Genomic DNA, 23,053 nt, shown 5'->3' with positions numbered 1-23,053 from the left:
GCCGGTGACCGAGCAGGGCCCGCCCCGACCGCTGCACCCACTCCTGCGGCAACGGTGGAGTCCGCAGGACTTCCGCGATGACCACGTGGTCACCGCGAGCGAGGTGGCCACGCTGCTCGAGGCGGCGCGCTGGGCACCGTCGGCAGGCAACTCGCAGCCGTGGGCCTTCGTGGCGGCGCGGCGCGGCGACGAGACTCACCGGCTGCTGGTGCCGCACCTGCGCGGCGGCGCCCGGCGGTGGGCGGCGGCGGCCAGTCTGCTGCTGGTCAATCTGTGTCATCGCTGGGTCGACGAAACAGATTGTGAATACTCGGGGTTCGCAATGTATGACCTCGGTCAGGCGGTCGCCCACCTCACCGTGCAGGCCCAGGCGATGGGGTTGTCGGTGCGGCAGTTCCGCAGCTTCGAGCGCGACGCCGTCGAGACCTCACTCCGGGTGGCCGCGGGCTGGGAGGTCGCCACCATGGCCGCGGTCGGCGTGCCGTCGCCTGCGGCGCCCGCGCCATACGCCGTGCAGTTGCCGGACGGCGGCATCGTGCCCCGTGCGCGCCGCGACCTGGATGACATCGCCACCGATGGCCGGACTCACACCGACCCCTGAGGCCCGCGACGGCGCGTGTCGTCCACCGGCGGCCGGGGTGCCGGGCGGTGATTCGCCACCCGACACCTCAGGAGAAGCAGATGACCAACGGAAGACTGCGCGCCGTGGCACTGGTGTGCACGCTCAAGCCCGGGCCGACACAGTCCAGCAGCGAGCTGCAGGGCCGGCCGCGCACGTTCGGCAAGGTCGCCGTCGCCGTCGTCGTCGGCAACGAGGACGGCGCCCACCACATCACCGGCATCCTCTACCAGTCGCTCAGCGATGTCGGCTTCACCGTGCCGGCGCAGGGCGTCACCTACTGGAACGGCGCGGCGATGCAGAGCACCGACTACCAGGACCTGGAGTCGACCCCCGAGAAAACCGCGTCGACCACCAAGGTCGCCGCGGCGAACGCCCGGCATCTGGCCGGGCTGTTGAGCTCACAGCCCTACCCGCCGGCGAACTAACCGGCGGCTCAGTCGATCCGGGCCGGTGCGAAAGCCGCTGAGCTGCGGGCATATCCGATCGCGAGCACGATCGCGCCGGCCAGCACCGCGGTGCCGGAGCCGAGCGTGGCCGCGAAGCCGCCGGCCAGCACCACGATGCCCGGGTGCATCGCCCACAGCACGCCGCCGCCGCGGCCCGGGCCGGACATGAAGATCGACGGCGCCGGACCCTTGTGCGCATAGAGCAACTGGCCGCCGGCGACCAGCAGCGCGATCGCCGCACCGTATGCCGGCGCGTCCGGGCCCGAGCCGGTGAGCAGTCCGACGACGGTCGCGATGACGAACTGACCCAGCGCCAACGGCACCAGGTGCAACACCGATTCGTGGGGCCAGGTCAGCCCGAGCAGCGACTGGTCACCGGCCGCCGCGGCCTGCCCCTGCAGGCCGCGGGTCAGGCCGGAGGCGCCGATGTGTGCCAGCACCACCAGGATCGGCAGCAGCAGCGGTGAGTTGGCGTGCTGTACGGCGTGCAGACCGGCCAGCGCGACGGCGACGACCTCCAGCACGACCCAGCCCAGTGACGACCAGCCGGTGCGCAGTAGCCCGGTCACGTCGGCCAGGACGACCGTGAGGTTCGGGCCGGCCACCCGGATCCGCTCGGGCTTGTGCCGCAGCTTCAGTGAGAACGCCTGCGCGCGGGCGCGCCGGGTGTCCGACACGATCAGTGAGGAGGTCACCGCTTCGGACAGCAGCGACTGCCGCAACAGGTCCGTGCCCGGGATGGCCTCGACCAGCGGCCAGCTCGCCATACCGCCCAGGGGTGCGTGACCGCGGACCTGGCCGCGCAGCCACGACTGCACGATGAGGACTCCGCCCAGCAGACCGAGCACCACCCCGACCGCGAGCGCCGCCGCCGAGCCGCCTGCCATGGTGTAGCCGATCGGGATCGCAACGCCGAGGCACAGGCACGAGGTGAGCACCATCAGCTGGCTGCCGCGCCAGGCGTCACGCAGGGTGAGCCGCCGCGGCAGGTCCGTGGCGACGACGAATTCGATGTGTCCGGGCTCGGGCAGCACCGGCCCCCTCGCGGCGCCGACCTTGAACGCGACCGCGGCGACCAGCAGCACGACCAGGACCGCGATGCCGGTGGCGGCGACCGGCTGCCGCTCGATCCAGTGCAGGATCTGCGGCCACTCCTGGAAGACGTAGTGGGCCAGCACCGAGCCGTAGACCGTGCCGACCAGCGCCGCCAGGTAGGCGCCGAAGAGAGCGGACGACATCGGGCCGCCCTCGCCGCGGTAGCGCAGTTCGTAGGCGTCCGAGAGGCGTTCGCGTTCCTCCTTGGTGGCCGTGGCCATCAGGCGCCCTGCGGGAAGTGGACGGTCCGGGTCGCGGTCGACGTGGCCAGCTCCTTGTCGTGGCAGACCCACACGACGGACCCGCCGTCGGCGACCCGCTCGCGCAGCACCTCCCCGAGCAGTGCCCGGCGGCCTTCGTCGAGGCGCTGCTCGGGCTCGTCGAGCACCAGCAGCGCGGACGGCCGCAGCAGCACCATCGCCAGCTCGACGAGTTGCCGCTGTCCCGAGGAGAGTTCGGCCAGGAAGCGGTTGCCGAAGCGCAGTATGTCGAGACGGTTGAGCACGGCGGCGATGCGCTCGCCGGCGCCGTCGCGGTCACCGCCCCAGGTCTGGTCGATGAGGATCAGGTGGTCGGCCACGGTCAGGTCCCGGTAGCCGGCGACCGGTCCGATGAGCGGCGCGATGACACGCCGGGTGGCCGGGTCGCGTTCGTCGATCGGCTGGCCGTTCATCGTGACGGTGCCGGTGGTGGGCTGCAGGTTGCCGGTCAGCACCCGCAGGAAGGTGGTCTTCCCGGCGCCGTTCTCGCCGAGGATGGCGATGTTCTCGCCGGCCTTCACGGTCAGCGAGGTGGGCGGCAGCATGGTCACTTCACCTTGGACACAGCTGACCTTGTCGACCTTGATGCGGTCGAAGGTGGGAGCGCCTGCGGCGGTCACTGCAACCACCCCACGTGGTCGTGCAGCAGGGCGTAGCCGACGAACGCGACCGAGTCCAGGATCGTGTGGGTGAGGATCAACGGAAGAATTCTCCTGGTGCGTAGATAGACGGTGCCGAGGATCAGCCCCATCACGATGTTGCCGGCGAAGCCGCCGAAGCCCTGGTAGAGGTGGTAGCTGCCGCGGATGACCGCCGAGCAGACGATCACCACCGGCAGCGGCCACCGCGCCTGGCTCCAGCGGGTGAAGAGGTAGCCGACCATCACGGTCTCTTCGACGATCGCGTTCTGCAGCGCCGACAGCAGCAGCACGGGCGTCGCCCACCAGTGGCTACCGAGGTCGGCGGCCACCACGGTGGTGTTGAAGCCGAGGTCGCGCGCCACGACATACAGCACGAGGCCCGGTATGCCGATCAGCGCCGCCAGTCCGGCGCCCCACAGCAGGTCGCGGCCCGGCCGGGTCCGGTCGACACCGAGGTATGCCGCGGGCCGGCGGATCTCCCGGCCGAGCAGGTGGATTGCCAGCAGGGCCGGCACGACGCCGAGCGCGATGCCGACCAGTTGGTAGGTCAGGTCGAGCCACGACTGGGTGGCCTGCGAGCTGTTCAGCGACGAGGTCTGCTGATTGAGCGCCACGTGCGACTGCAGGTCGCGGATGATCGACAGGATCGAGTAGATCGCCGAGGCGCCGAGGCTGAGCAGCAGGACCAGCACCGTCTCGGTGACGAGGGTGCGGGGCGACAGTCGGGTGTCGGGGACGGTGAGCGGTCCACGCCACAGCGTGCGGAGTTCACGCGTCAGGCCCGTCACCCGGCCATATAACCACCCGACCCTGGGTCGGCGCAGGTCGCGCCGCCCAGGGTCGGGTGGTCAGGAGTGACTGGCTGCTACCGCTTGCGATGGTCCCAGTGCTGGAAACCGGCCGCCTTGGCGGACTCTTCGTCGGCGAACCACACCTCCGCCTCGGTGCGGTCGTAGTGCGGGCTGTCGGAGGTGTGGAAGAGCATCGTGTCGGCGTTGCCCTTGATCGTATGGCGCTCCGAGGGCGCGCTGCCGTCCGCACGCGGCGAGGCCGCGCCCTCGCCGAACTGCTCACGCATCGGGTCGGGCTCGGTGGGCTCGACCGGCTCGGTGGGCTCGACCGGCTCGGTGGGCTCGACCGGGTCGGTGGGCTCGACCGGCTCGGCGGCCGGCACCTCCGGCTCCGTCGCCGGTTGCGACGTGCCGGTCAGACCGGTCACCGCCACGCCGGTGTCGCTCGTGCCCGTGGTGTAGGAGGTGCCGCCCGCGGGCTCCTCGGGCGCCTGGCCCCGCTTCTCCCGGTCCCAGTGCGCGAAGCCGGCGGAGGTCGCGGCGATCTCGTCGGTGAACCAGACGGCGGCAGTCGTGGCGTCATACCGCGGGCTGTCCGGGGTGTGGAACAGCATCGAGTCGGCGTTGCCCTTGATGGTGAAGCCGTCCGGCGCCGCACCGTCAGAGCGCGGCGATGTGGCGCCCTCGCCGAAACGCTCGGTCATCGGGTCGCGTTCGACCGGTGCATCGACGGGTTCGGCCGGTGTGGCAGCCGGCTCGGCAACCGACTCGCGAGCCTCGCCGGACGCGGCGGCGTCCGGCGCGATCGAGCCCTCGGACGGGTGCTGCACCTCGGTGCCCCGGAACTCCACGTCGTCGTGCCGTGCCGTCGCGGCCGCGCTCTGGGTGGGTGCGTCGCCCACCCGAGGTGCTGGGTCGTCGTTCAGCGCGGCGACCTCCTCGTCGGTGCCGCCGCGCCGTGGTGCGCTGTCGACCGCGGCGGTGACCCGCTGTGGATCGGTGGCTGTGGGCAACGGCGGTTGCGCGTCGGTGACGTCCTGCGGTGCGGCGGTCGGCGAGTGCGCCGTGTCGACCGCGTCGTGCACGTCGTCGAACTCATCGGAGCCGTCGGCCGGCAGCGCCGAGCCGTCGTCCTGACCGTGCCGGTCCTGCCCCACGACCGGGACCGCGGTGCTGGGACCGTCGGCATCGGCGGCGCCGGCCTCCACCGGCTCGCCGGCCGGCATGGCCGACGCCGAGTCGGGTGTCGGGTCGGCGGCCGAGCCGTAGTTGGTCGTGGTGTGCTCGGTGCCGCGGGTGAACTCGTTGGTATCGGCGCCGCCCGCCGGTGCCGTCTCGGCGCTCATGGCGGAGCCGGCGGAGCTGTCGCGGGGTTCGGTGTCCAGGTCGGGGCGTGTCGGGGGCGTCGACGCCATTCCCGGCGGCGGGCCCGACCGGTCCTCACCGGACGCGTGCCGTCCGACCGATGGCTGACCGGCGGCGCTCCTCGCGCTCCTGGCACGCATCAAGAACCAGATGATGAGCGCGATGATGATGATCGCAATGATGATCCAAACCCACACCATTTTGACCGACTCCTTTCCTGGAGAACGTCGACGGATGTCGGCGTCCGGACACGGACACCGATCATCATTCCCTTTCTATCCCTCCTTAAGCTGGCGGCCGTGTCAACACTCTTCCGTCACCCGCGCGTTTTCACCGGAAACGCCAGCCAGCCCTTCGTGTCCGGGATCCTGGTCGAGGACGACCGGATCACCGCAGTCGGTGACGCCGCCGAGCTGACCGCCATACATCCGTCGGCCACCGTCGTGGACCTGCCGGGAGCGTTGGTGTTGCCGGGCATGCACGACGCCCACATCCACACCGCGGGCATTGCGCGGTCGCTGGTGGCGGTGGACCTGCGTGGCGCGCGGTCGCTGCAGGACGCGCTCGAGCGGGTGCGCGAGCACGCCGAGCTGCTGCCGCCGGGCAGCTGGATTTTCGGCGGTCGGTGGGACAGCAACAAGTGGGAGCGTCCGGTGCAGCCGACGGCTGCCGATCTGGACACTGTCAGCGGCGACCACCCGATCGCGCTGTCGACCATCGACGGGCACACCATGTGGGCCAATTCGGAGGCGCTGCGCCGCGCCGGCATCGACGCGCGATGGCCGGACCCGCCCGGCGGTATGGCGGTCCGCGACGCCGACGGCAATCCGACCGGCATCCTGCGCGAGGCCGCGCAGGACCCGATCGGCGAGATCGCGGCCGGCCCGGACGCCGGGGACCTGCGGCAGTTGCTGCTGGCCGCACAGACCCACCTGCTGTCGGTCGGCCTGACGGCTGTCACCGATCTCAACGGCGAGGAGGCGCGAGCGGCATACCTGGCGATCAAGGACGCCGGCGAACTGGCGATCCGCGTGGTCAAGGCGGTGCCGATGGAGGCCCTGCAGTCTGCGATCGCGGAGGGGCGGCGCACCGGTGACGGCGACGACTGGTTCCGGGTGGGGCCGGTCAAACTGTTCAGCGACGGTGCGCTGGGCTCCCGCACCTGCCACATGAGCCGTGGTTTCGCGGACGACCCGAGCAACCGCGGTATGGAGGTGATGACCCACCAGCAGCTGTATGCCGCCGCGCACGCCGCCGTCACCGCCGGGATCGCCGTCGCCGTGCACGCGATCGGTGACCAGGCCAACCACGTCGTGCTGGACGTCTTCGAGCAGATCCGCCGCGAGACCGGCAGCACCTTGCCGTTGAGCATCGAGCACACGCAGTTCCTGCAGCCGGGCGACGTGGCGCGGCTGCGGACGTGGGACGTCACGGCGTCCATGCAGCCGACGCACTGCACGAGCGACATCGACCTGGTGCGGGCACTGCTGCCCGAGCACGACCTGGTCGCCTACGGCTGGCGCAGTGTGCTGGACTCCGGCGCGGATCTGGCGTTCGGGTCCGATGCTCCGGTGGAGGAGGCCAACCCGTTCCACGGCATCCACGCGGCGGTGACGCGGCAGCGCGGCGACAGCACGCCCGATGGCGGCTTCCAGCCCGCTGAGCGCGTGACGGTGGCCGAGGCCATCGCCGGCTACACGACCGGCCCGGCGAAACTCACCGGTGCCGCGGATCACCGCGGCACGTTGGCCGCCGGCATGCTGGCCGACTTCATCGCGGTCGACACCGACATCACCGACCCGGCGATCCTGGCCGACGAGCCGCTGCGCATCCGCGACACGCAGGTGCTGCAGACGATCGTCGGCGGTGAGACCCGCTGGCAGCGGGACTGATTCGCGCCCGCGACTGATTCAGTCGTTTCCGACTCCGGGTGCTCGGGTCCAATGGGCCCACGTGATGTCGATGAGGGTGCGTTCGATGTGTGATCGGGTCGGCGGCGGCAAACCGGGTGGACTTGGCGGGTGACTCGTTGCCAGGAGGCCGCCCGTCGCGACGGTGGTCTGCGTGGCATCACCGCTCACATGATGATCCGGGTGCTCCTTGACGTAGTTGCACCGCTCGCAGAACCCTTCGCCGTTGCGCTCGGACGTTTCGCCGCCTTCGGCGTGCGCTTTGATGTGATCGATGTGTCGGATCGGCGCCGAACAGAACGGGGTGCGGCAGGTCTGATCGCGCAGTTTGATGAACTTCGCCAGGAGACCGGTGTAGGTGCGGCCGCGGCGCTCCATCCCGACAAGGTCACCGGAGCCGGGGAAACTGAACAGGCGCCGCACCCGCACGTCCTGCTGCGGATCGATGACCCACTCCCGGGCCAGGTCCGCCGGGATCGGGCCGTAATCCGGGATGTATGCCGGGACATCGCCGGTCAGGCTGTCGAGCGGCATCACGAGGTTGACCTCGACATGAGCGCCGTCTGCCGGAGAGCGGCCGGTGACACGTTCGACGAGCGTGTCGGCCATGACCTGACCACGCGGGTGCTCTGGTGTTGCAGTGGCATTCGCGACTGCGGACAGCGCGGCATAGCAAGCCACGCCGCCCTTGACCGGCAGCAGCGCGGTCAGCCGCGTCATACAGTCCGGTGCCGGCCGCAGGGTGACCCGACGCTCGGACTCGGCTCGCGCGCGGCGTGCGGTGACGGCCTCGGGGTCCAGCCGGTAGGCGTGCTCCCGAGCCGAGGACTCCAAACGCTGGTGACTCACGGAGCCCAACTGGCCGGCGATCGCAGCGTCCACCGCACCACGGTCTTCCCGGCTGAGGCACGCGGTCTCGCGGCACAGAGCCGTGGCATCCCACTCGGAGATGACGCCGGCTGCCAGCGCGTCACGCGTGTGCGGCATCTCTTCGGTGACGGCATGTGCCAGCCCCAGTAGCCGCGAACCCGCCTGTGGGGCACACCGGCGCGCGAGGGCGACGTCGGAGCCGACCTTCCTGGCGGTGTCCGCCGCCTTGATGCCGCGGGGAACGTCACGCGCCTGTTGTTTCTCGTGCACCGCCACCGCAAGGCGCGCCTGCCGGGCGGCCAGGGCGTTCTTCAACTCCTCACATGCCCGCAACTCCGCCAGCAGGTCATTGGTGTCGATCTTCTCGTCCAATCGGTCATGGAACGCGCGCAGCACAGTGGCATCGAGAACGTCTCCGAGGTTCTCGATCACATCCACAAGACTATCGCTCATGTGTTCGAGTATTTCACGAATTACCATCAACCACAACGGGTTTCGGAAACGAACGTTATCCACATCCCCCTATTTCCGCGATCGTTGTGCACAGTCAGCAGGACAGGGATGTGGACACAGAGTCGCTTTCTTCCGATCCGTTACGCCGACTCCCCTCCGGCGTCTGTTCAGTCAGACGCCAACGCCCAGCCACCGACCAGGTACGCGGTCGTGCCAGGCACCCGTACCGACACGGCGGCCACGAAGCGCCCCAGGTCGTATGACGCGAGCCGCCGCTCGGCTTCAGCCGGCACGAAGAATCCAAACCGGTCTCCTCCAACAACTCCCGTTGAGCGCCGGCATGCGGCGCTTCGTTGTGCTCGACAATCCCTCCCGAGCGCAGCCAACCGTCTTTGCAGGCTGAGCGGCCGTCAGTCCTGGATCCTCGCCCACGGCTGCGCCTGCTCGATCTGCAGCGCCAGCCGCAGCAGCATTGACTCGGTGCCGTGGTGGGACGACAGCATCGCGCCGATCGGCAGGCCGGCGTCGGTGAGCCCGGACGGGACGGAGATCGCCGGGCCGCCGGTCGCGTTGTGCAGCGGCGTGAAGCCGGTGTAGTCGACCAGGCGGCGGAAGTGCTCCTCCGCGGGCAGCTCCGCGCCGAGATGACCGAGCTTGGGAGTGGTGTGCGTGAGCACCGGACTGAGTACGACGTCCGGACCCTTGGCGAAGGCGACCCGGGAGGCGACCGACGATGCCAGCAACCGGCTGATGAAGACCGGGGCCTTCCACAGCCGGCGCCTGCCCTGCTCGGCGAGGCCCAGCGTCAGCGGCTCGAGCTTGTCGCGGTCGAAGCCGGGGCCGAACATCCGCTGGCCGCCGGACACCGCAGCCATCGCGAGGAATCGCCAGTAGTCCACGAAGTCGTCCTTGAAGAACCCGGGCACCGGCAGGTCGTACGGCTCGACCCGGTGGCCCAGCGTCTCCAGCAACCTTGCGAGCGCTTCGACGGAGGTGCGGGTGGCGGCGTCGGTGGCCGGCGCGACCGGCGAGTCGAGCAGCAGCCCGATGCGCAGCGGCCGGTCGACGGGCCGGTCGACGCCCTCGATGGGCGGCAGCAGCCGGTTGCGGTGGACGCGCTGTGCGGCGAGATAGAAGTTGGCGACGTCCCGCACGGAACGGGCGAGCACGGAGTCGGTGACGATCCGGACGGGCATGACCTCCCCGCCGTCGGTCACCCGCAGCCGGCCCCGCGTGGGCTTCAGCCCCACGAGTCCGCAGACGGCGGCCGGGATCCTGATCGAGCCACCGCCGTCGTTGCCGTGCGCGATCGGCACCACGCCGGAAGCGACCCAGGCCGCCGACCCACCGGAGCTGCCGCCGCTGGAGTGGTCCAGGTGCCACGGGTTGTGCGTCCGGCCGGTGAGCGTCTCGGTGGTCGCCGTCCAGCCGAACTCCGGCATGCTCGTGGTGCCGATCGGGATGATGCCGGTCTGCCGGAACTGCGCGGCGATGCGGCCGTCCTTCGGCTGCGCCGTGGGCGGTATGGCGGCCGATCCCTCGGTCATCGGCATACCGCCGACCTTGATGTTGTCCTTGAATGCCGCTGGTACGCCGGCGAATTCGGCGGCGCCCGGGTTCTGTGCGCGTTGTCGCGCACGGTCGAAGTCGGGGTGCCGAAGCGCGTGCAGGGCGTCCTCGACCCGGTGGCTGCGCTCGATGGCGGCCTCGACCGCCTCGGCGGCGCTGATCTCGCGGTTGCGGATGCGCTGGGCCACGCCGGTGGCGTCGAGGTCGCCCAGCGCGTCGTCGATGAAGGCGTGGACTCTGGTCGCCGGCTGCAGATCGGTCACCCGATCAACTTACTCATCGGTCAACTCGCGAGTAGCGCTTCGTGGAAAGAGGGTGCAAGCTGCGGACCCGGCTCGGCGCTGGCTCACCGGATCCGCAGCCGCACCAAGGGGTCATCACACAAGGGAGAAATGGTGACCCGACAGGTGACCGGGAGGGTGTCCTCCCGGTCACCTGGCCTCGAGGTGACGGTGCGTCAGTCGATCACTTGACCCACAGCTGCGACAGGCTGGGCATGCTGATCAACGGGTTCATCTCGACGTTCTCGACGTTCGAGCCGAAGGTGGCCGTGTTCATCGAGTAGTAGTCCGGCAGCGACGGCAGGTACTGGGTCATCAGTTCCTTGTCGAGCGCCGCCCACTTCGGTGCCGCAGCGGCCGGCGACAGCTGCTCGATGGCTGCCATCTGCGTGTTGACCGCGGCGTTCTTGAACTGCCCGACGGACAGACCGTTGGGTATGCCGGCACCGTTGAACAGCACCGGGTAGACCGAGTCGCCGGTCGGCCAGTCGTAGCACCAGCCCGGTGTGCCCTGGCCCATGTTCACCGGAGCGTTCGGGTCGGCGATCTTCTTCTCGAACTCCGCGGTGGACACCGGGATGTCCTTGACCTTGAACCCGGCGGCCGTGAGGGCGGCCTTCAGCGCGTTGTTCGCGGCGACCTTGGTGGGCTTGTCGCTCTGGTAGTAGTACGAGAGCGCGAAGCCCATCTTGCCGGCCTTCTGCAGCATCGACTTGGCCTTGGCCGGGTCGCCGTTGCCCTGCCCGGTGGCGTACGGCAGCGGCGTGTACTTCTTGAAGCCCTGCAGGCTGGGCGCCGCGAAGGTCGTCGCCGGCTGGTAGTTCAGCTGCGAGAGACCCGCGGCCTTGCGCATCTCGTTGTACGGCCAGGCGTAGCCGATGGCCTTACGGATGTTCAGCGGGATCTTGCGGCTGTCGAGTTCGTCGAAGTACTCGCACGAGGAGGAACCGATCGCGAACTGGTTCTTCTGCGCCCCGGTCACCTTGCTGGCCAGCGAGGCGTCGATCGCGTCGATGTTGATGGTGTTGGTGCCGGTGCCGCTGTTGGACAGGATCCGCTGCTGCGACGGCAGGTCGACGACCGAGAAGTTGATCTGGATCGTGTCGGGGTAGGCGTTGCGCACCGGGTCGGTCTTCGGGTCCCAGTTGGTGTTGCGGGTCAGCACCATCTTCTGGCCGATGTTGTAACTGGCCACCTTGTACGGACCGGTGGTCAGCGGCTGCTTCTGGTAGTTGCTCTTGGTGTCCGCGCTCTGCGGGATCGGGCTGAACTCCGGGAAGGACGCGAAGTAGTTGAACGACGGCAGCTTCTTGGTCAGGTGGAAGACCAGCGTGTCGTTGCCCTGGGTGGTCACGCCCGGGAAGTTGGCCTTCGGCTGCTTGAACGGTCCCTTGTAGGTGCTGCCACCCTTCAGGTACTGCATCTGGTAGTTCGTGCCGTTGGCGGCGACGCTCTCGGTGGCGAAGGACCGCTTGATCGCGTAGACGAAGTCCGCGAGCTTGACCGGCTGGCCGTTGGAGTACTTCAGCCCGGGCTTGATCTTGAACGTCCAGGTCAGCCCGTCGGCCGACGGCGTCCCGACGTTGGTCGCCATGTCCGGCACCAGCACGGGCTTGCCGTTCACGATCTTGTACTGCGTCAGCGTGCGGTAGAGATACTGCGTGGCATACGCGTTCGAGTCGATGTAGTAGATGCCGGAGGGGTCCATGGTGGGCGGGTTGGACCCGTCGTCGATGTAGAGCGTGCCGCCCTTCTTGGCACCCTTGACCGCCGGCGCCGGGCCCTGGAGGTTGGGGTTGGTGGCGGCGACGGCCGCCTTGGTCTGAGCTGCGGCGGCCGAGTTGTTGCTGCCGCCGCCACCGCTCTTGCTCGGCGACCCCCCGCTGCCGCAGGCAGCCAGCGACAGAGCTGCGGCACCCGAGGCCGTGAGCGCAACCAATTTTGTCCAGCGCATGGTGTTTCTCCTTGTCGTCACTCCCCGGTTCGTGCCGGGAAGAGCCGGTTCATCACTCCATTTCTGCTGACTGGGCATGGCTGTCCGCCCCCCGGCGCCGATCGCTCAGTCAGGATGTGAAACCGACTAGCGACCATCGTGAGAGCGCTTCATGCGCAGCCGCTGGGAGCTACCTGCAAGGAACGAGTTCGATACCAAGTCGTGACCTGCACGTTCGCGCCGTGGGTGTATGCCGCCCGGCGGCGCCTCTCGGTTCAGCCGACGCCCGAACCGGAGCGTGCGCCGGCCGCCGCGGTCACGGCATCCCATACGCGCACCCGGTCCTGGTATGCCGGGACCTGCGCCAGTCCGTCGTGTGCGACGGCCGCACCGAGCCAGCCGAGCAGCGCGGGTTCGGCACGGTCCACGAAGACACGCAACTCCGGCTCCGGCAGGGCCAGCACCCGCCGGCACAGCCGTGCGTTGGGCACGAAACGGCGCCCGTCGGCGATGTCCAGCAGGTCACCTGCGCCGACGACGGCCGCTTCGTTGAGCACCGACTCGATCTGCGGGCAGTCGGCAAACCGTGCCGCGTCGACGACATACAGGTGACGGACGTCGCCGACGCCGGCTTCGAGGAGGCAGCGATCCATGGCGCGTTCGTGGTTGCCGGTGACCCGGATGTCGTCCAGTGCGAGCACCAGCGCGCCGGTGACGTCACGCTCCGGGCTCAGGTCGCCGGCCCCGATCGCGGTGCGCCGGTCGGCCGCGGTCATCTGGGAGTAATCACCGTTGCTCACGCCCCGCCGGGTGATGCGGAAGGTGCCGATCTGCAGGTCGGGGCGCAGCAGCCGCAGCTGCTGCACGAACGGCAGCAACAGGCTGTATGCCGCCGGCGGCACCCGGTCGAAGGCCGAGGTGGTGACCAGCACCGGCCGGTCACCCAGGCGTTGCGCGGCCAGTGCCGCGAGGGCTACCGCGAACCGGCGACCGGCTGCCGCGTCGCCGTGCTTGAACCGGGAGTAGCCGCGTGCGTCGACCAGTGCTGCGTCCGGCAGCCCGCGCTCGGACCGTAGCTGTGCCAGGCAAATTCGCTTCTCGCTGGTCGAGTAGGGCGAGGCGCTAGCCGAGCCCGTATCGAGACCCGAGACGTCAGCCATGGCGAACCCCTTCCGGTGTCGCTTGCATCCGCCGCTCGGACTCGGCGCACAGCGCGGCGGTTCCCGCGGGATAGCCGGCCAGGAAGTCGGCGCCGGTCGCCTCGGCGTCGGCGCGGAACTGCTGCACCAGCTCGGTCGGGCAGGCGGCCAGGAAATCCGCCGCGTCGGGATCGGCGAGCAGCCGCTTGAGGAAGCGGATGGTCGGCACGAAGTCGCCGCGCCGCACCGACGGCAGCATGTCGTGGATCGAGCGAACCTGCGCGTGATTGAGCGCTGCCTCGACGCGCGGGTCCGCCGCCAGTCGCTCGTCACAGGTGGCCACGTATGCCGTGACGATCTGGCCAATGCCGTTGTCCTGCAACAGATCCATCATCACCTGCTCAGCGAGGCCGGTCACCCGGACATCGTCGACCACAATCGCGATTGCGTCGCGGACAGGCTCGACCAGCCGGAAACCGATGGATGCCAGTTCTTTTCGCCGATCCTGCGCGGACGACGCCGCATAGTCGATGTGGGTCACCGAGTCCTTGTGCACGTGGAGGACACGCGCGGGCGTGCGTTGACCGCGCGCCTCGTTGAGGACGTCGCACACCACGGAGGCGAGGTAGAAGCAGGCCGGCTTGGCCTCGAGATAGGCGACCGGCAGCACGATCGGCCGACCGGTGGCCAGCAACCACGGCACGTCCTCGACGAGTGCGTTCGCGAGCTCGGTGCCGAAGCCGCGGATCGACGGCACATCACCGTGCTTCATCAGCGAGTACGCCGCGGTGTCGAAGAACATCCCGGTGTTCATGTCGATCGGATGCGCTGCGGTCCCGGTCAGCGGGTGCGCCGCCACGTCGACGAGGGGGGCGGTGATCACAGCGCCTCCAGCACGGCCAGGGTCGAGACGCCGTCGGGCCGCACGAGCGCTGTCGTCATACCCGCGGCCTCGGCACCGGCGACGTCAGCGGCCGGGTTGTCCCCGATGTGCAGCACCTGCGCGGCCGGCACACCGAGCACGTCGCACGCCGCCTCGAACATCCGCGGGTGCGGCTTTGCGACGCCGAGTTCGTTGGAGAAGACACCCGGCACTGCGCCGAAACCGGCCACCGCCAACAGCTTTCGCATCAGCTCACCCGGCAGCATGCCGGTGTTGCTGGTCAGCACCACCGGGAGCGGCAGCGCCGACACCGCCGCCGGAAGTTCCACGTGCAACGGCCGCGGCGGATGGGCCAGGGCGAGGGTCTCCTGCGCGGCATACAGCTCGGGGACCCGGGCAGCGACAGCGCCGGTGGGCCGGCCGAGTGCGAGCAGCGTCGCCTCGATGCGGCCGCCGAACCCGGTGTCGACGCCATCCCGCACGCAGCGGTCGTCGACGTCCCGGTCGGCCTGCCGCATCGCCGCGTCGAAGACGTCGATCGGCACCTCCGGTGCGACCGCGTCCCGCAGCATCGCGTTGCGCGCCGGCTTGAACGCCGGGTCGCTGCCGAGCAGCGTGCCCCAGATGTCGAGACTGACACCGCCCGGTCGCGCTGATCGCATGCCTCCCCCTCGCGTGGTGTCAGAGCACGCTGAGCGCCAGCGGCTCGAGGTCGCGCGCGGTGCGGCCGTTGCCGGGCGCGCCGATGGCGGTGAAGTTCCAGCCGGCCGGCGTGCGGGACACCCGCGCCATCACCAGCGCGGTGTGCGTGCCGGAGCCGGTGAGCTGGAAACGGGCCAGCTCGGTGTCGTTCGCCATCGAGTCGACGACACGCACGAAGGCGTTGTCGATCTCGGCGAAGTTCTCGCCGCTGTAGGAGTTGACGACGAAGACGATGTGCTCGACCGAGCCGTGCACCGCACCCAGGTCGACCACGATCGACTCGTCGTCGCCCTCGCCCTCACCGGTCAGGTTGTCGCCGGTGTGCTGGATGGCGCCGTCGCTGGACCGCAGCTTGCCGAAGTAGACGGTGTCCAGCACCCGACCGCCGCCGACGACCAGCGCCGAGGCATCCAGGTCGATGTCGCGCTGGACCTGCTTGCTGCCGCCGAAGAGGGTCTTCTTGGTGACGACCTTGACGTCCCAGCCCAGCCCCATGCGGACCCGGCTGAGGTTGCCGCCGTCCTGCTTGCGCAGGTCGACGGTCTGGCCCTTGGAAAGGGAAATGCTCACAACTTCGCTCCTTCGATCTCTGCGTCGGCCCCCTCGGCCGCTGCGTCGCGTTTGTTGGCCAGGACCGAGCTGGCCCAGGCGGCGAGGATGAAGGCGATGCCGACACCGCCGATCACGAACTCGCCCAGGTCGTAGCGGATGCTGATGACCAGCATCACCGCGAGCGCGCCGATCGCCCAGTGCGCGCCGTTCTCCAGGAAGCGGTATTCGGCGAGGGTGCCGTTGCGGACCAGGAAGATGGTCATCGACCGGACGTACATGGCGCCGACACCGAGGCCCATCATGATGATGATCGGGTCGGGGGTGATGGCGAAGGCGCCGATGACGCCGTCGAAGGAGAAGGTCGCGTCCAGCACCTCGAGGAACAGGAACATCGAGAAGGCCGCCTTGCCGGCGAGGAGCACCTTCTGCCCGGTCGAGGAGCGCGCGTCGGCCTCCTCGAACTCGTGGTCCTTGGTCTCCTCGCGCTCCTCCATCATCGTGGAGAGGCCGTTGACGGCCAGGTAGCCGATGATCCCCAGCAGGCCGGAGAAGAGCACGATCGAGCGCATCTGCACCGCGGAGTGGACGTGGGTCTCGTGCACCAGCGTCTCGCTGGCGACCAGCAGGAAGATGCCGGCGATGACCACCGAGAGCACGTCGAGCTTGCCGAGCTTCTGCAGCGGGCGTTCGATCCAGGTCAGCCAGCTGATCTCACGGTCCTCGTCGAACATGAAGTCCAGGAAGAGCAGCAGCAGGAACATGCCACCGAACGCCGCGATGGCGGGGTGCGCCTCGGTGAGGATGTAGCCGTAGGTGCCCGGCGTGTGCGGGTCGCCCTTCTCCAGCGCCAGTTGCAGCGCCCGCCACGGGCTGATCGAGCCGGAGAGGCAGACGATGACGAACGGGAAGACCAGCCGCATGCCGAACACCGCGACGATGACGCCGACGGTCAGGAAGATGTTCTGCCAGAAATGGTTGAGCCGGTCGAGGTATTTGGCGTTGACCGCCGCGTTGTCGAACGAGAAGACGATCTCGACCACGATCAGGATCGCGGTCAGACCGACGCCGGTCCAGTTGTCGTAGAGGAAGGCGACCACCAGGACGGCCGCCGTGATGACGAAGTCGATCCGGAAATGCTTCAGGGCTTGCAACAGGTGCTCTTCTCGAGGTGACGGTGACGGGAACGGTGGTCAGTATGACGACCGACACCGGTGTCCGGTTTCGCCGCCATCGTGGAGGTGGCTCCGCCAGGGCCAACGGCGGGCCGCGGCCGAGGGTTCCCGGCCGCGACCCGCCATGGAATCCACTGCTCCCCGATCGGGGCCCCCGCGAAGTATCGGAGGAGCGGAGCGGGGGAGAACTTCGTGGGGATCAGCCGACCTGCAGGCCGAACTGGGTGATGACGCTGGCCAGGCCGCCGGCGAAGCCCTGCGCGATGGCGCGGAACTTCCACTCGCCGCCGTGCCGGTAGAGCTCACCGAAGATCAGCGCGGTCTCGGTCGAGGCGTCCTCACCCAGGTCGAAACGCACGCCCTTGTCGGTGTTGTGCGGGTCGTCGGCGTCATACACCCGGATGTAGGCGTCGGCGACCTGACCGAAGTTCTGGCCGCGGGCGTCGGCCTGGTCGATGGAGGCGACCACGACGATGCGTTGCACGTCCGCGGACACCTGGTTGAGCGAGACGATGATCTGCTCGTCGTCGCCCTCGCCCTCGCCGGTCCGGTTGTCGCCCTGGTGCTGTACGGCGCCGTTGTCACCGGTCAGGTTGTTGTAGAAGACGAAGTCGGCGTCACCGCGCACCTTGCCGGTGTCGGCCAGCAACAGCACCGAGGCGTCCAGGTCGAAGGGCGCACCGTCGGTGGTCCGCGGGTCCCAGCCGAGGCCGACCACGGCGTTGACCATTCCGGGCGCGGCCTTCTCCAACGAGATGTTGCCGCCCTTGCTGAGACTCACTGCCATCGTGAGATTCCTTTCGTGTGGTGACTGTCCGGTTGTCGGCTCGTCAGACGAGCGGGGTGTAGGGGTCGCGCCAGGAGAGCTCCCGGTAACCGTATGCCGCGCACACCTGCTGCAGCGTGCCGGAGTAGGGATCGTGTTCGGCGCGTATGACGAGACGGCCCTCCACGACATACGCCGTCATCAGCGCCTGGGCGCCCAGCGTGGGCCCGGCGACCAGCGGTGCCTCGAGACGCGAGCCGCCGTAGGTGGTGACGGTGACGGTGCCGCCGGGCATCTGCTTGGACGGCCGGGTGGGCACCGCGAAGAGGAGCAGCCGGTGCACCTCGGTGACGCGTCGCAGGTTGACCGCGACGCCGCTGGAGGTGGCCCGGAAGATCGGCCGGCGCGGGTCAGGTCCTTGCTGGGACAGGCCCGGCAGCACCAGGGACTGACGGTCGTCGCCGGTCTCGAAGACGAGGCCGAGCACCACCTCGGAGGGGTTGGGCACCGCGGCCCTCGCCTCCAGTGCGCCGGCCGCCGACTGCATGCGAGTCAGCTCGAGCACCGGCTCCTGCTCGGTCATCAGGCGGCGTTCGTCGGCGCGTATGCCGGGCAGTCCCAGGTCGTGCCGCGGCGGCCGGACGTGCCGGCTACCGCCGGTCGAGGTGGCCGGAGCGCCGGCCGAGCCGGTGTCGAGACCAAGATCGAGCGACGTACCGCCACCCGCGCTGGTCGAGTAGGCCGGAGCGCCAGCGGAGAGCGTATCGAGACCCGCGGGCTGATCGAGATCGAGCGACGTACCGCCGCCCGCGCTGGTCGAGTAGGCCGGAGCGCCAGCGGAGGCCGTATCGAGACCCGCGGGCTGATCGAGATCGAGCGACGTACCGCCGCCCGCGCTGGTCGAGTAGGCCGGAGCGCCAGCGGAGGCCGTATCGAGACCCGCGGGCGCAGTGGACCGCAGGCTGCGAGCGCGCAGGAAGGGCAGATCGGTGCGTTGCGTCATAACGGAACGCCGTATTCCTTCGCGACACCGGCCAGCCCGGAGGAGTACCCCATGCCGAGGATCCGCAGCTTCCACTGGCCGCCGTGCCGGTAGAGCTCGGCGAGCTTGAGCGCGGTCTCGGCGGACAGGCCGTCGGCCAGGTCCACCGAGGAGGTGATCGACGCGCCGCCGTCGAGGTTGAGCAGCCGGACGACCAGATGCTTCAGCTGGCCGAGACTGCGACTGCTGCCGCTGCCCTCGGACAGGTAGAGCACGAAGACGACCTTGGCCACTTCGTCCGGCACGCCGGTGAGTTCGACCTCGACCTGTTCGTCGTCGCTGCCGAGAGCCTGTTGCAGTTGGGCGGTCGACAGGTCAGCCGACACCAGTTGATTGAAGTGGACGACGTGCTCGGGCGAGAGCGCCATACCGTTGTCGCCGACCAGCAGGGTGAGCAGGGTGAGGTTGTCGTCGAGCACCCGCTCGCCGCCGGTCTCCCAGTCCACCCCGAACACCACGCCGGTCAGATCGGGCAGCTCCCGTTGCAGCGCGATGTTGGCTCCCTTGGCCATCGGACTCACGGCCTCCACCCCTTCCACGCCTGCATTTCCCACTACTGTCGTCACGTACTCGCCGGTTTCGGCCGAACCCGGGGCCTTGCTCGCGACTGTCGTCACTTACTCGCCGATGCGCCGGCACAGCGGCGAAAAGGTCACGACAGTCGTCACCCAGTCTCACAGGTCCAGGTCGGACTCGCCGAACTTGTCCTGCAGGAAGCGGCCGTGGACCTGCAACGCCTGCATGTCCCGCATCCGGCTCGCCTCGGCCAGCTGCTCGACACTGTGCCGCAGGGTGGTCAGCTGCTCCACCAGTGCCTCCGTGGCGCGCGCTTCCGCGTCCGGCTCGGCAGCGCGCACCGCCCCGACGTACGCCCGGATCGAGCCGGGCAGGTAGTCGGTCAACGTGCCGTTGATCGCCACCCGCACCCCGATGTCGAGCCGGTCGGCCTCACCGGAGGTCAGCACTTCACGCACCGTGTCGGTGACCGCCCGGGCGAGCACCACACCGATGGTGGGCAGATCGCCGGCGCTGCTGTTGATCTCCAGGACCAGCGACTGGGTCTTGCGCAACAGTGCGTCCACCGAGTCGCCGGACGGGTCGGTGACGGCCTCGCTGACCGCGTCGAAGCGAGCCTGTGTCTGCGCACGCAGTCGTCCGGACGCACCGTCCGGGTCGAACAGGCGTGACAGCAATCCCACGGCTCGGAGCCTACTGTTGACCGCCGGGCAGCTGCTGGTTGCCACCGGTCGGCTGGAATGTCGCAGCCGTCGTGGCGCCGATGCCCTGCGAGCGCATCGACCGCTCGAGGTAGGGCTTGGCGCGCTGCACCTGACCCTCCAGGGCGCCGATGGTCTGCGACATCGACTGCGTCGCGTCGGAGCGGAACTTGTCGATCGCGTCCATGGTGGCGAACACGTTGTCGAACGCCGCCTGCAGCTTGTCGATCTCGATCGTGCTGCTGGCCGCCTGCTGGTTGATCTCGGCGCCCTGGGTGCGCAACTGCTGCGAGGTCTGCTCGATGAGGTTGGAGGTCGTGCTGTTGAGGGCGGTGATCTGGTCCAGGACGATCTTCTGCTGCGCGAGCGCCTGGCTGACGATCACGGCGGTGCGCAGCGCGGCGACCGTGGTGGTCTGGGCGCGGTCGACACCACGGATGAGCTCCTGGTTGTTCTTGCGGACCAGGTCCAGCGCGAGGTAGCCCTGCACCGAGACGGCCATCTGGGTCATGATGTCCTGCCGCCGCTGGCGGACCGCGAAGAGCACGTCGGACTTCATGATGTCGGCATCCTCGCTGCGGCCGGCGGCCTGCAGCTCGCCGATCTTGCTCTCGACAGCGGAGTCGAGCGCCGTTGCCAGCTGGTTGTATTCGCCCAGCTTCTGCATGGCCTGCCACATGTTGTTGCGCTCCACCTCGATCGAGGCGTTGTCCTTGCGCAGCTCGTCCTGGCCGGCCGACAGCGAGCGGATGATCGCGTCCAGGTGGCTCTGCGCCGACTGGTACTTCATGAAGTAGTTCTCGATCTTGTTGCCGCCGGGCAGCCACTTCAGGATCTTCTTGGGCCCCTTGAGGTCGGCCCGGTTGGGGTCCAGATCGGTGATGGTGCGGCGCAGATCGACCAGCGTGCCGCCGACCTTGGACTGTGCGGAGTCCTTGCCGGCCTGCGCGGCCGGCCGCTGCAGCATGCGGTTGGACACGTCGGAGGACCGGCGGATCTCGTTGTCGCCCATGGTGACGATGGAGTTGACCTTCTCGGTGAAGCCCGGCGCCTTCATGTCCATCGCGGTCAGCTCGGTGACGAACGCCTGCGCCTTCTGCTGCAACTCGGTCTGCGCCTCGGGCGCGACCGGCACGGCCTGGACGGCCTGCTGGTCCTGGATCACCGGGACCGGTGTCGGGGCCTCCAGCACCAGGCCGGTCGAGGTCGGTGCGGCGGCCGGCGGCAGGTTGGGCGCGGGTGCCGGTGCGGTCTGCGCGCGCGCCGGGGGCTGCTGTCCGGCAGGCTGCTGCGGCTGCGCCGGCTGTTGGCCTCCGTTGTTCTGCTGGAACTGGTCACCGAGCCCACCGCTCAGATCGAGGTTGGACATGTTGCGAGCCTCCTAGCTGCCGCGGGCGTTCCGCGGACCCCCGAGTGTTCCTCTTACCTTATGTGCGCCGGCGCGTCGGCGTCACAGCCCCGCGCCCGGCGCATCACGTCATACGACCATGCGCGGCGCGGACGCGTTCCACGGCCCGTCCAACGAACGACGCCGTGGGACGATTCCGGACGTGACCTCCTTGCGCATCGCCTTCGTCATCGGCAGCACCCGCCCCGACCGGGTCGGACCCACCATCGCCGAGTGGGCGTTCGAGCACGCGAAGGGCCGCGGGGATGCGGCGTACGACCTGATCGACCTGGCGCACGTCGGCCTGCCGCTGCTCGACGAGCCCGAGCCCGCAGCCGCCCACCGCTACCGGCACGAACACACCAAGCGGTGGTCGCGCCTGATCGACTCCTACGACGGCTTCGTCTTCGTCGCACCGGAATACAACCGCGGGGTGTCCGCTGCGCTCAAGAACGCGATCGACTACCTGTATGTCGAATGGAACGACAAGGCGGCCGGGATGATCTGCTACGGCTCCAGCGGCGGGCTGCGCGCCGGCGAACAGCTGAAGTCCACGCTCGGCGAGGTGCAGATCGCCACGGTGCGCGCGCAGGTTTCCTTGTCTATCTACGACGACATGGTGGACTTCGTGCAGCTCGCGCCGCGCGACTACCAGCTCGGCAATCTGGACGCCATGCTCGACTCGCTGCTGCGCTGGTCGGCGGCGATGCGGGCGTTGCGCGGCGGGCTCGTCCGGCCCTGACTCATCCCCGCAGCACGTCGTTCGGAAAGCCCGGGCTGCGGTGACCGTCGCGGCCGATCATCGTGTCAGCGGCGACCAGCGCGTTGACCACGGCTTCCTCGGTGGCCTGCACGACGGCGTCATACAGCGGGTTGACGGCCGGCCACGGCACGAAGTCCAACCGCTGTATGCCGTCCGGCGGGTCACCGATGCCACTGTCCAGCGCGCCGGCGTTGGCGGTGGAGAAGGCGAGGAAGACATCGCCGGAGAAGTGGCTGCCCGTCGTGCCGGTGCGCGCCAGGCCGAGCGACACACGCCGGGCCAGCGCCTTGCACTGCAGCGGCAGCAGCGGCGCGTCGGTGGCCACCACGGTGATGCACGACCCGGAGCCGGGTGGCGCGCTGCGTGCGGCATCCTGCATCGGGTTGTCGTCCAGCAGCTGGGGTCCGAGCTGCCGGCCGCGGATCGTCAACTGGTGCCGTGCGCCGAAGTTGGCCTGGGTGAGGACCCCGACGACATACGACTGGGCGCCGACGGTGACCCGCCGGGACGAGGTACCGGTGCCGGCCTTGAAGCCGTAACAGTTCATCCCGGTGCCGCCGCCGACACTGCCCTCGGCGAGCGGGCCCGATGCGGCCGCGTCGAGCGCGGCGATCGCCGTCTCCTCCCGCACGTGCCGGCCGTTGATGTCGTTGAGGTAGCCGTCGAACGTCTCGCCGACCACCGGGAGATGCCAGCCCTCCTGCAGTCGCGGATTCCGCGCGAGCGACCACTCCAGCACCCCGCGATGCACCGGCCCGACGGCGTGCGTATTGGTGATCGCGACGGGCAGCGCGAGCGAGCCGGTCTCCTCGATCCAGTGGCTGCCGGTCAGCTCGCCGTTGCCGTTGAAGGAGAACATCCCCGCGGCGACCGACGTGCCCACCCGCTCCCGCCCCAGCGGCAGGATCGCCGTCACCCCGGTGCGCACCGGGCCCTCACCCGGCACCAGCGCGCCGTCTCCCTCGACGAGCGTCGTGTATCCGACCTCGACGCCGGGCACGTCGGTGATGGCGTTCCACCCACCGGGTGTTCCGTCGAAGTCGACGTAGTCGCGTGCTCTCACTGTGCTTCCTCCAGTCCGGTCAAATGGGACGGCGCCGAGCCCGACTCGCACAGTTGCCGCCGAGGCGCACAGCTGCAACTGTGCCACTCGCCGTTTGCTGTGCGACTCGGCGTCCATGCATCAGCAGCGCG

23 protein-coding genes and 1 pseudogene are annotated in these 23,053 nt (G+C 69.3%); 4 read left to right on the top strand and 20 right to left on the bottom strand.

Translation table 11 applies throughout. The annotated features are described in order from the left end of the window. Nucleotides 1–4: 4 nt before the first annotated feature. Nucleotides 5–601: a nitroreductase family protein gene (locus tag ACYVBN_RS11325; RefSeq protein WP_460600597.1), complete on the top strand. Its 597-nt coding sequence runs from the start codon at nucleotides 5–7 to the stop codon at nucleotides 599–601. Nucleotides 602–681: 80 nt separating this feature from the next. Next, entirely contained in the window at nucleotides 682–1,047 is a 366-nt protein-coding gene (locus ACYVBN_RS11320; RefSeq protein WP_460600596.1) for a hypothetical protein, read from the top strand. Nucleotides 1,048–1,055: 8 nt separating this feature from the next. Here ACYVBN_RS11320 and ACYVBN_RS11315 read toward each other — a convergent pair whose 3' ends face one another. The 4 genes from ACYVBN_RS11315 to ACYVBN_RS11300 form a co-directional block, all read right to left on the bottom strand. Continuing rightward, the gene (locus ACYVBN_RS11315) at nucleotides 1,056–2,384 is read right to left on the bottom strand and encodes a hypothetical protein (protein ID WP_460600595.1); all 1,329 of its coding nucleotides are present in this window, start codon (nucleotides 2,382–2,384) and stop codon (nucleotides 1,056–1,058) included. Then, on the bottom strand, nucleotides 2,384–3,043 hold the full coding sequence (locus tag ACYVBN_RS11310; protein ID WP_460600594.1) for an ABC transporter ATP-binding protein: 660 nt from the start codon (nucleotides 3,041–3,043) through the stop codon (nucleotides 2,384–2,386). Before ACYVBN_RS11310 ends, ACYVBN_RS11315 begins: the two co-directional genes overlap by 1 nt. Continuing rightward, the gene (locus ACYVBN_RS11305) at nucleotides 3,040–3,852 is read right to left on the bottom strand and encodes a CPBP family intramembrane glutamic endopeptidase (RefSeq protein ID WP_460600593.1); all 813 of its coding nucleotides are present in this window, start codon (nucleotides 3,850–3,852) and stop codon (nucleotides 3,040–3,042) included. Before ACYVBN_RS11305 ends, ACYVBN_RS11310 begins: the two co-directional genes overlap by 4 nt. A gap of 77 nt (nucleotides 3,853–3,929) precedes the next feature. Further along, nucleotides 3,930–5,420, bottom strand: coding sequence for a sunset domain-containing protein (locus ACYVBN_RS11300; protein WP_460600592.1), 1,491 nt, complete (start codon nucleotides 5,418–5,420; stop codon nucleotides 3,930–3,932). A 99-nt stretch (nucleotides 5,421–5,519) separates the two neighbouring features. Here ACYVBN_RS11300 and ACYVBN_RS11295 point away from each other — a divergent pair, with 99 nt between their 5' ends. Further along, entirely contained in the window at nucleotides 5,520–7,112 is a 1,593-nt protein-coding gene (locus ACYVBN_RS11295) for an amidohydrolase (protein WP_440281982.1), read from the top strand. 18 nt (nucleotides 7,113–7,130) lie between these two features. Here the strand turns inward: ACYVBN_RS11295 and ACYVBN_RS11290 are convergent, their stop codons facing one another. From ACYVBN_RS11290 to ACYVBN_RS11220, 15 genes and pseudogenes are all read right to left on the bottom strand, one after another. Next, a complete protein-coding gene (locus ACYVBN_RS11290) occupies nucleotides 7,131–8,453 on the bottom strand; it encodes an HNH endonuclease (protein WP_460600591.1) in 1,323 nt (440 codons plus the stop codon). 167 nt (nucleotides 8,454–8,620) lie between these two features. Next, on the bottom strand, nucleotides 8,621–8,746 hold the full coding sequence (locus ACYVBN_RS11285) for a hypothetical protein (protein ID WP_440281984.1): 126 nt from the start codon (nucleotides 8,744–8,746) through the stop codon (nucleotides 8,621–8,623). 14 nt (nucleotides 8,747–8,760) lie between these two features. Continuing rightward, nucleotides 8,761–8,835, bottom strand: a pseudogene (locus tag ACYVBN_RS11280) (hypothetical protein); the annotation flags it as partial. Nucleotides 8,836–8,863: 28 nt separating this feature from the next. Next, nucleotides 8,864–10,285: an amidase gene (locus tag ACYVBN_RS11275; RefSeq protein WP_460600590.1), complete on the bottom strand. Its 1,422-nt coding sequence runs from the start codon at nucleotides 10,283–10,285 to the stop codon at nucleotides 8,864–8,866. A gap of 202 nt (nucleotides 10,286–10,487) precedes the next feature. Beyond that, a complete protein-coding gene (locus ACYVBN_RS11270; protein ID WP_460600589.1) occupies nucleotides 10,488–12,257 on the bottom strand; it encodes a periplasmic substrate-binding domain-containing protein in 1,770 nt (589 codons plus the stop codon). Nucleotides 12,258–12,511: 254 nt separating this feature from the next. Further along, complete coding sequence (locus tag ACYVBN_RS11265) at nucleotides 12,512–13,396, bottom strand: phosphoribosyltransferase family protein (protein WP_460600588.1); 885 nt, start codon at nucleotides 13,394–13,396, stop codon at nucleotides 12,512–12,514. Then, nucleotides 13,389–14,258 (bottom strand): phosphoribosyltransferase family protein, encoded by an 870-nt coding sequence (locus tag ACYVBN_RS11260; RefSeq protein ID WP_460600587.1) that lies wholly within the window; start codon nucleotides 14,256–14,258, stop codon nucleotides 13,389–13,391. The genes ACYVBN_RS11265 and ACYVBN_RS11260 overlap by 8 nt, the downstream gene beginning before the upstream one ends. Beyond that, entirely contained in the window at nucleotides 14,255–14,920 is a 666-nt protein-coding gene (locus ACYVBN_RS11255) for an HAD family hydrolase (protein WP_440281989.1), read from the bottom strand. The genes ACYVBN_RS11260 and ACYVBN_RS11255 overlap by 4 nt, the downstream gene beginning before the upstream one ends. 19 nt (nucleotides 14,921–14,939) lie before the next feature. Next, nucleotides 14,940–15,530 carry a TerD family protein gene (locus ACYVBN_RS11250; protein ID WP_460600586.1) on the bottom strand — a complete coding sequence of 197 codons (591 nt, stop codon included), beginning with the start codon at nucleotides 15,528–15,530 and terminating at the stop codon, nucleotides 14,940–14,942. After that, nucleotides 15,527–16,663 (bottom strand): DUF475 domain-containing protein, encoded by a 1,137-nt coding sequence (locus ACYVBN_RS11245; RefSeq protein ID WP_440281991.1) that lies wholly within the window; start codon nucleotides 16,661–16,663, stop codon nucleotides 15,527–15,529. Before ACYVBN_RS11245 ends, ACYVBN_RS11250 begins: the two co-directional genes overlap by 4 nt. A 220-nt stretch (nucleotides 16,664–16,883) precedes the next feature. Then, nucleotides 16,884–17,471 (bottom strand): TerD family protein, encoded by a 588-nt coding sequence (locus ACYVBN_RS11240; protein WP_440281992.1) that lies wholly within the window; start codon nucleotides 17,469–17,471, stop codon nucleotides 16,884–16,886. A 43-nt stretch (nucleotides 17,472–17,514) separates the two neighbouring features. After that, nucleotides 17,515–18,453 carry a hypothetical protein gene (locus tag ACYVBN_RS11235; RefSeq protein WP_460600585.1) on the bottom strand — a complete coding sequence of 313 codons (939 nt, stop codon included), beginning with the start codon at nucleotides 18,451–18,453 and terminating at the stop codon, nucleotides 17,515–17,517. Beyond that, entirely contained in the window at nucleotides 18,450–19,004 is a 555-nt protein-coding gene (locus ACYVBN_RS11230) for a TerD family protein (RefSeq protein WP_440281994.1), read from the bottom strand. Before ACYVBN_RS11230 ends, ACYVBN_RS11235 begins: the two co-directional genes overlap by 4 nt. A gap of 162 nt (nucleotides 19,005–19,166) precedes the next feature. Beyond that, complete coding sequence (locus ACYVBN_RS11225) at nucleotides 19,167–19,691, bottom strand: hypothetical protein (RefSeq protein ID WP_460600584.1); 525 nt, start codon at nucleotides 19,689–19,691, stop codon at nucleotides 19,167–19,169. Between the two features lie 10 nt (nucleotides 19,692–19,701). Further along, nucleotides 19,702–21,078, bottom strand: a complete 1,377-nt coding sequence (locus tag ACYVBN_RS11220) for a toxic anion resistance protein (protein ID WP_460600583.1) — start codon at nucleotides 21,076–21,078, stop codon at nucleotides 19,702–19,704. Between the two features lie 181 nt (nucleotides 21,079–21,259). Between ACYVBN_RS11220 and ACYVBN_RS11215 the strand changes: the two genes are divergently transcribed. Next, nucleotides 21,260–21,838, top strand: a complete 579-nt coding sequence (locus tag ACYVBN_RS11215; RefSeq protein WP_440281997.1) for an NADPH-dependent FMN reductase — start codon at nucleotides 21,260–21,262, stop codon at nucleotides 21,836–21,838. Nucleotide 21,839: 1 nt separating this feature from the next. Here the strand turns inward: ACYVBN_RS11215 and ACYVBN_RS11210 are convergent, their stop codons facing one another. Next, entirely contained in the window at nucleotides 21,840–22,922 is a 1,083-nt protein-coding gene (locus tag ACYVBN_RS11210; protein WP_460600582.1) for a DmpA family aminopeptidase, read from the bottom strand. Between the last annotated feature and the right edge of the window lie 131 nt (nucleotides 22,923–23,053).

The organism is Flexivirga lutea, assembly GCF_054778955.1.
This window is presented reverse-complemented; position numbering and strand designations above follow the sequence as displayed.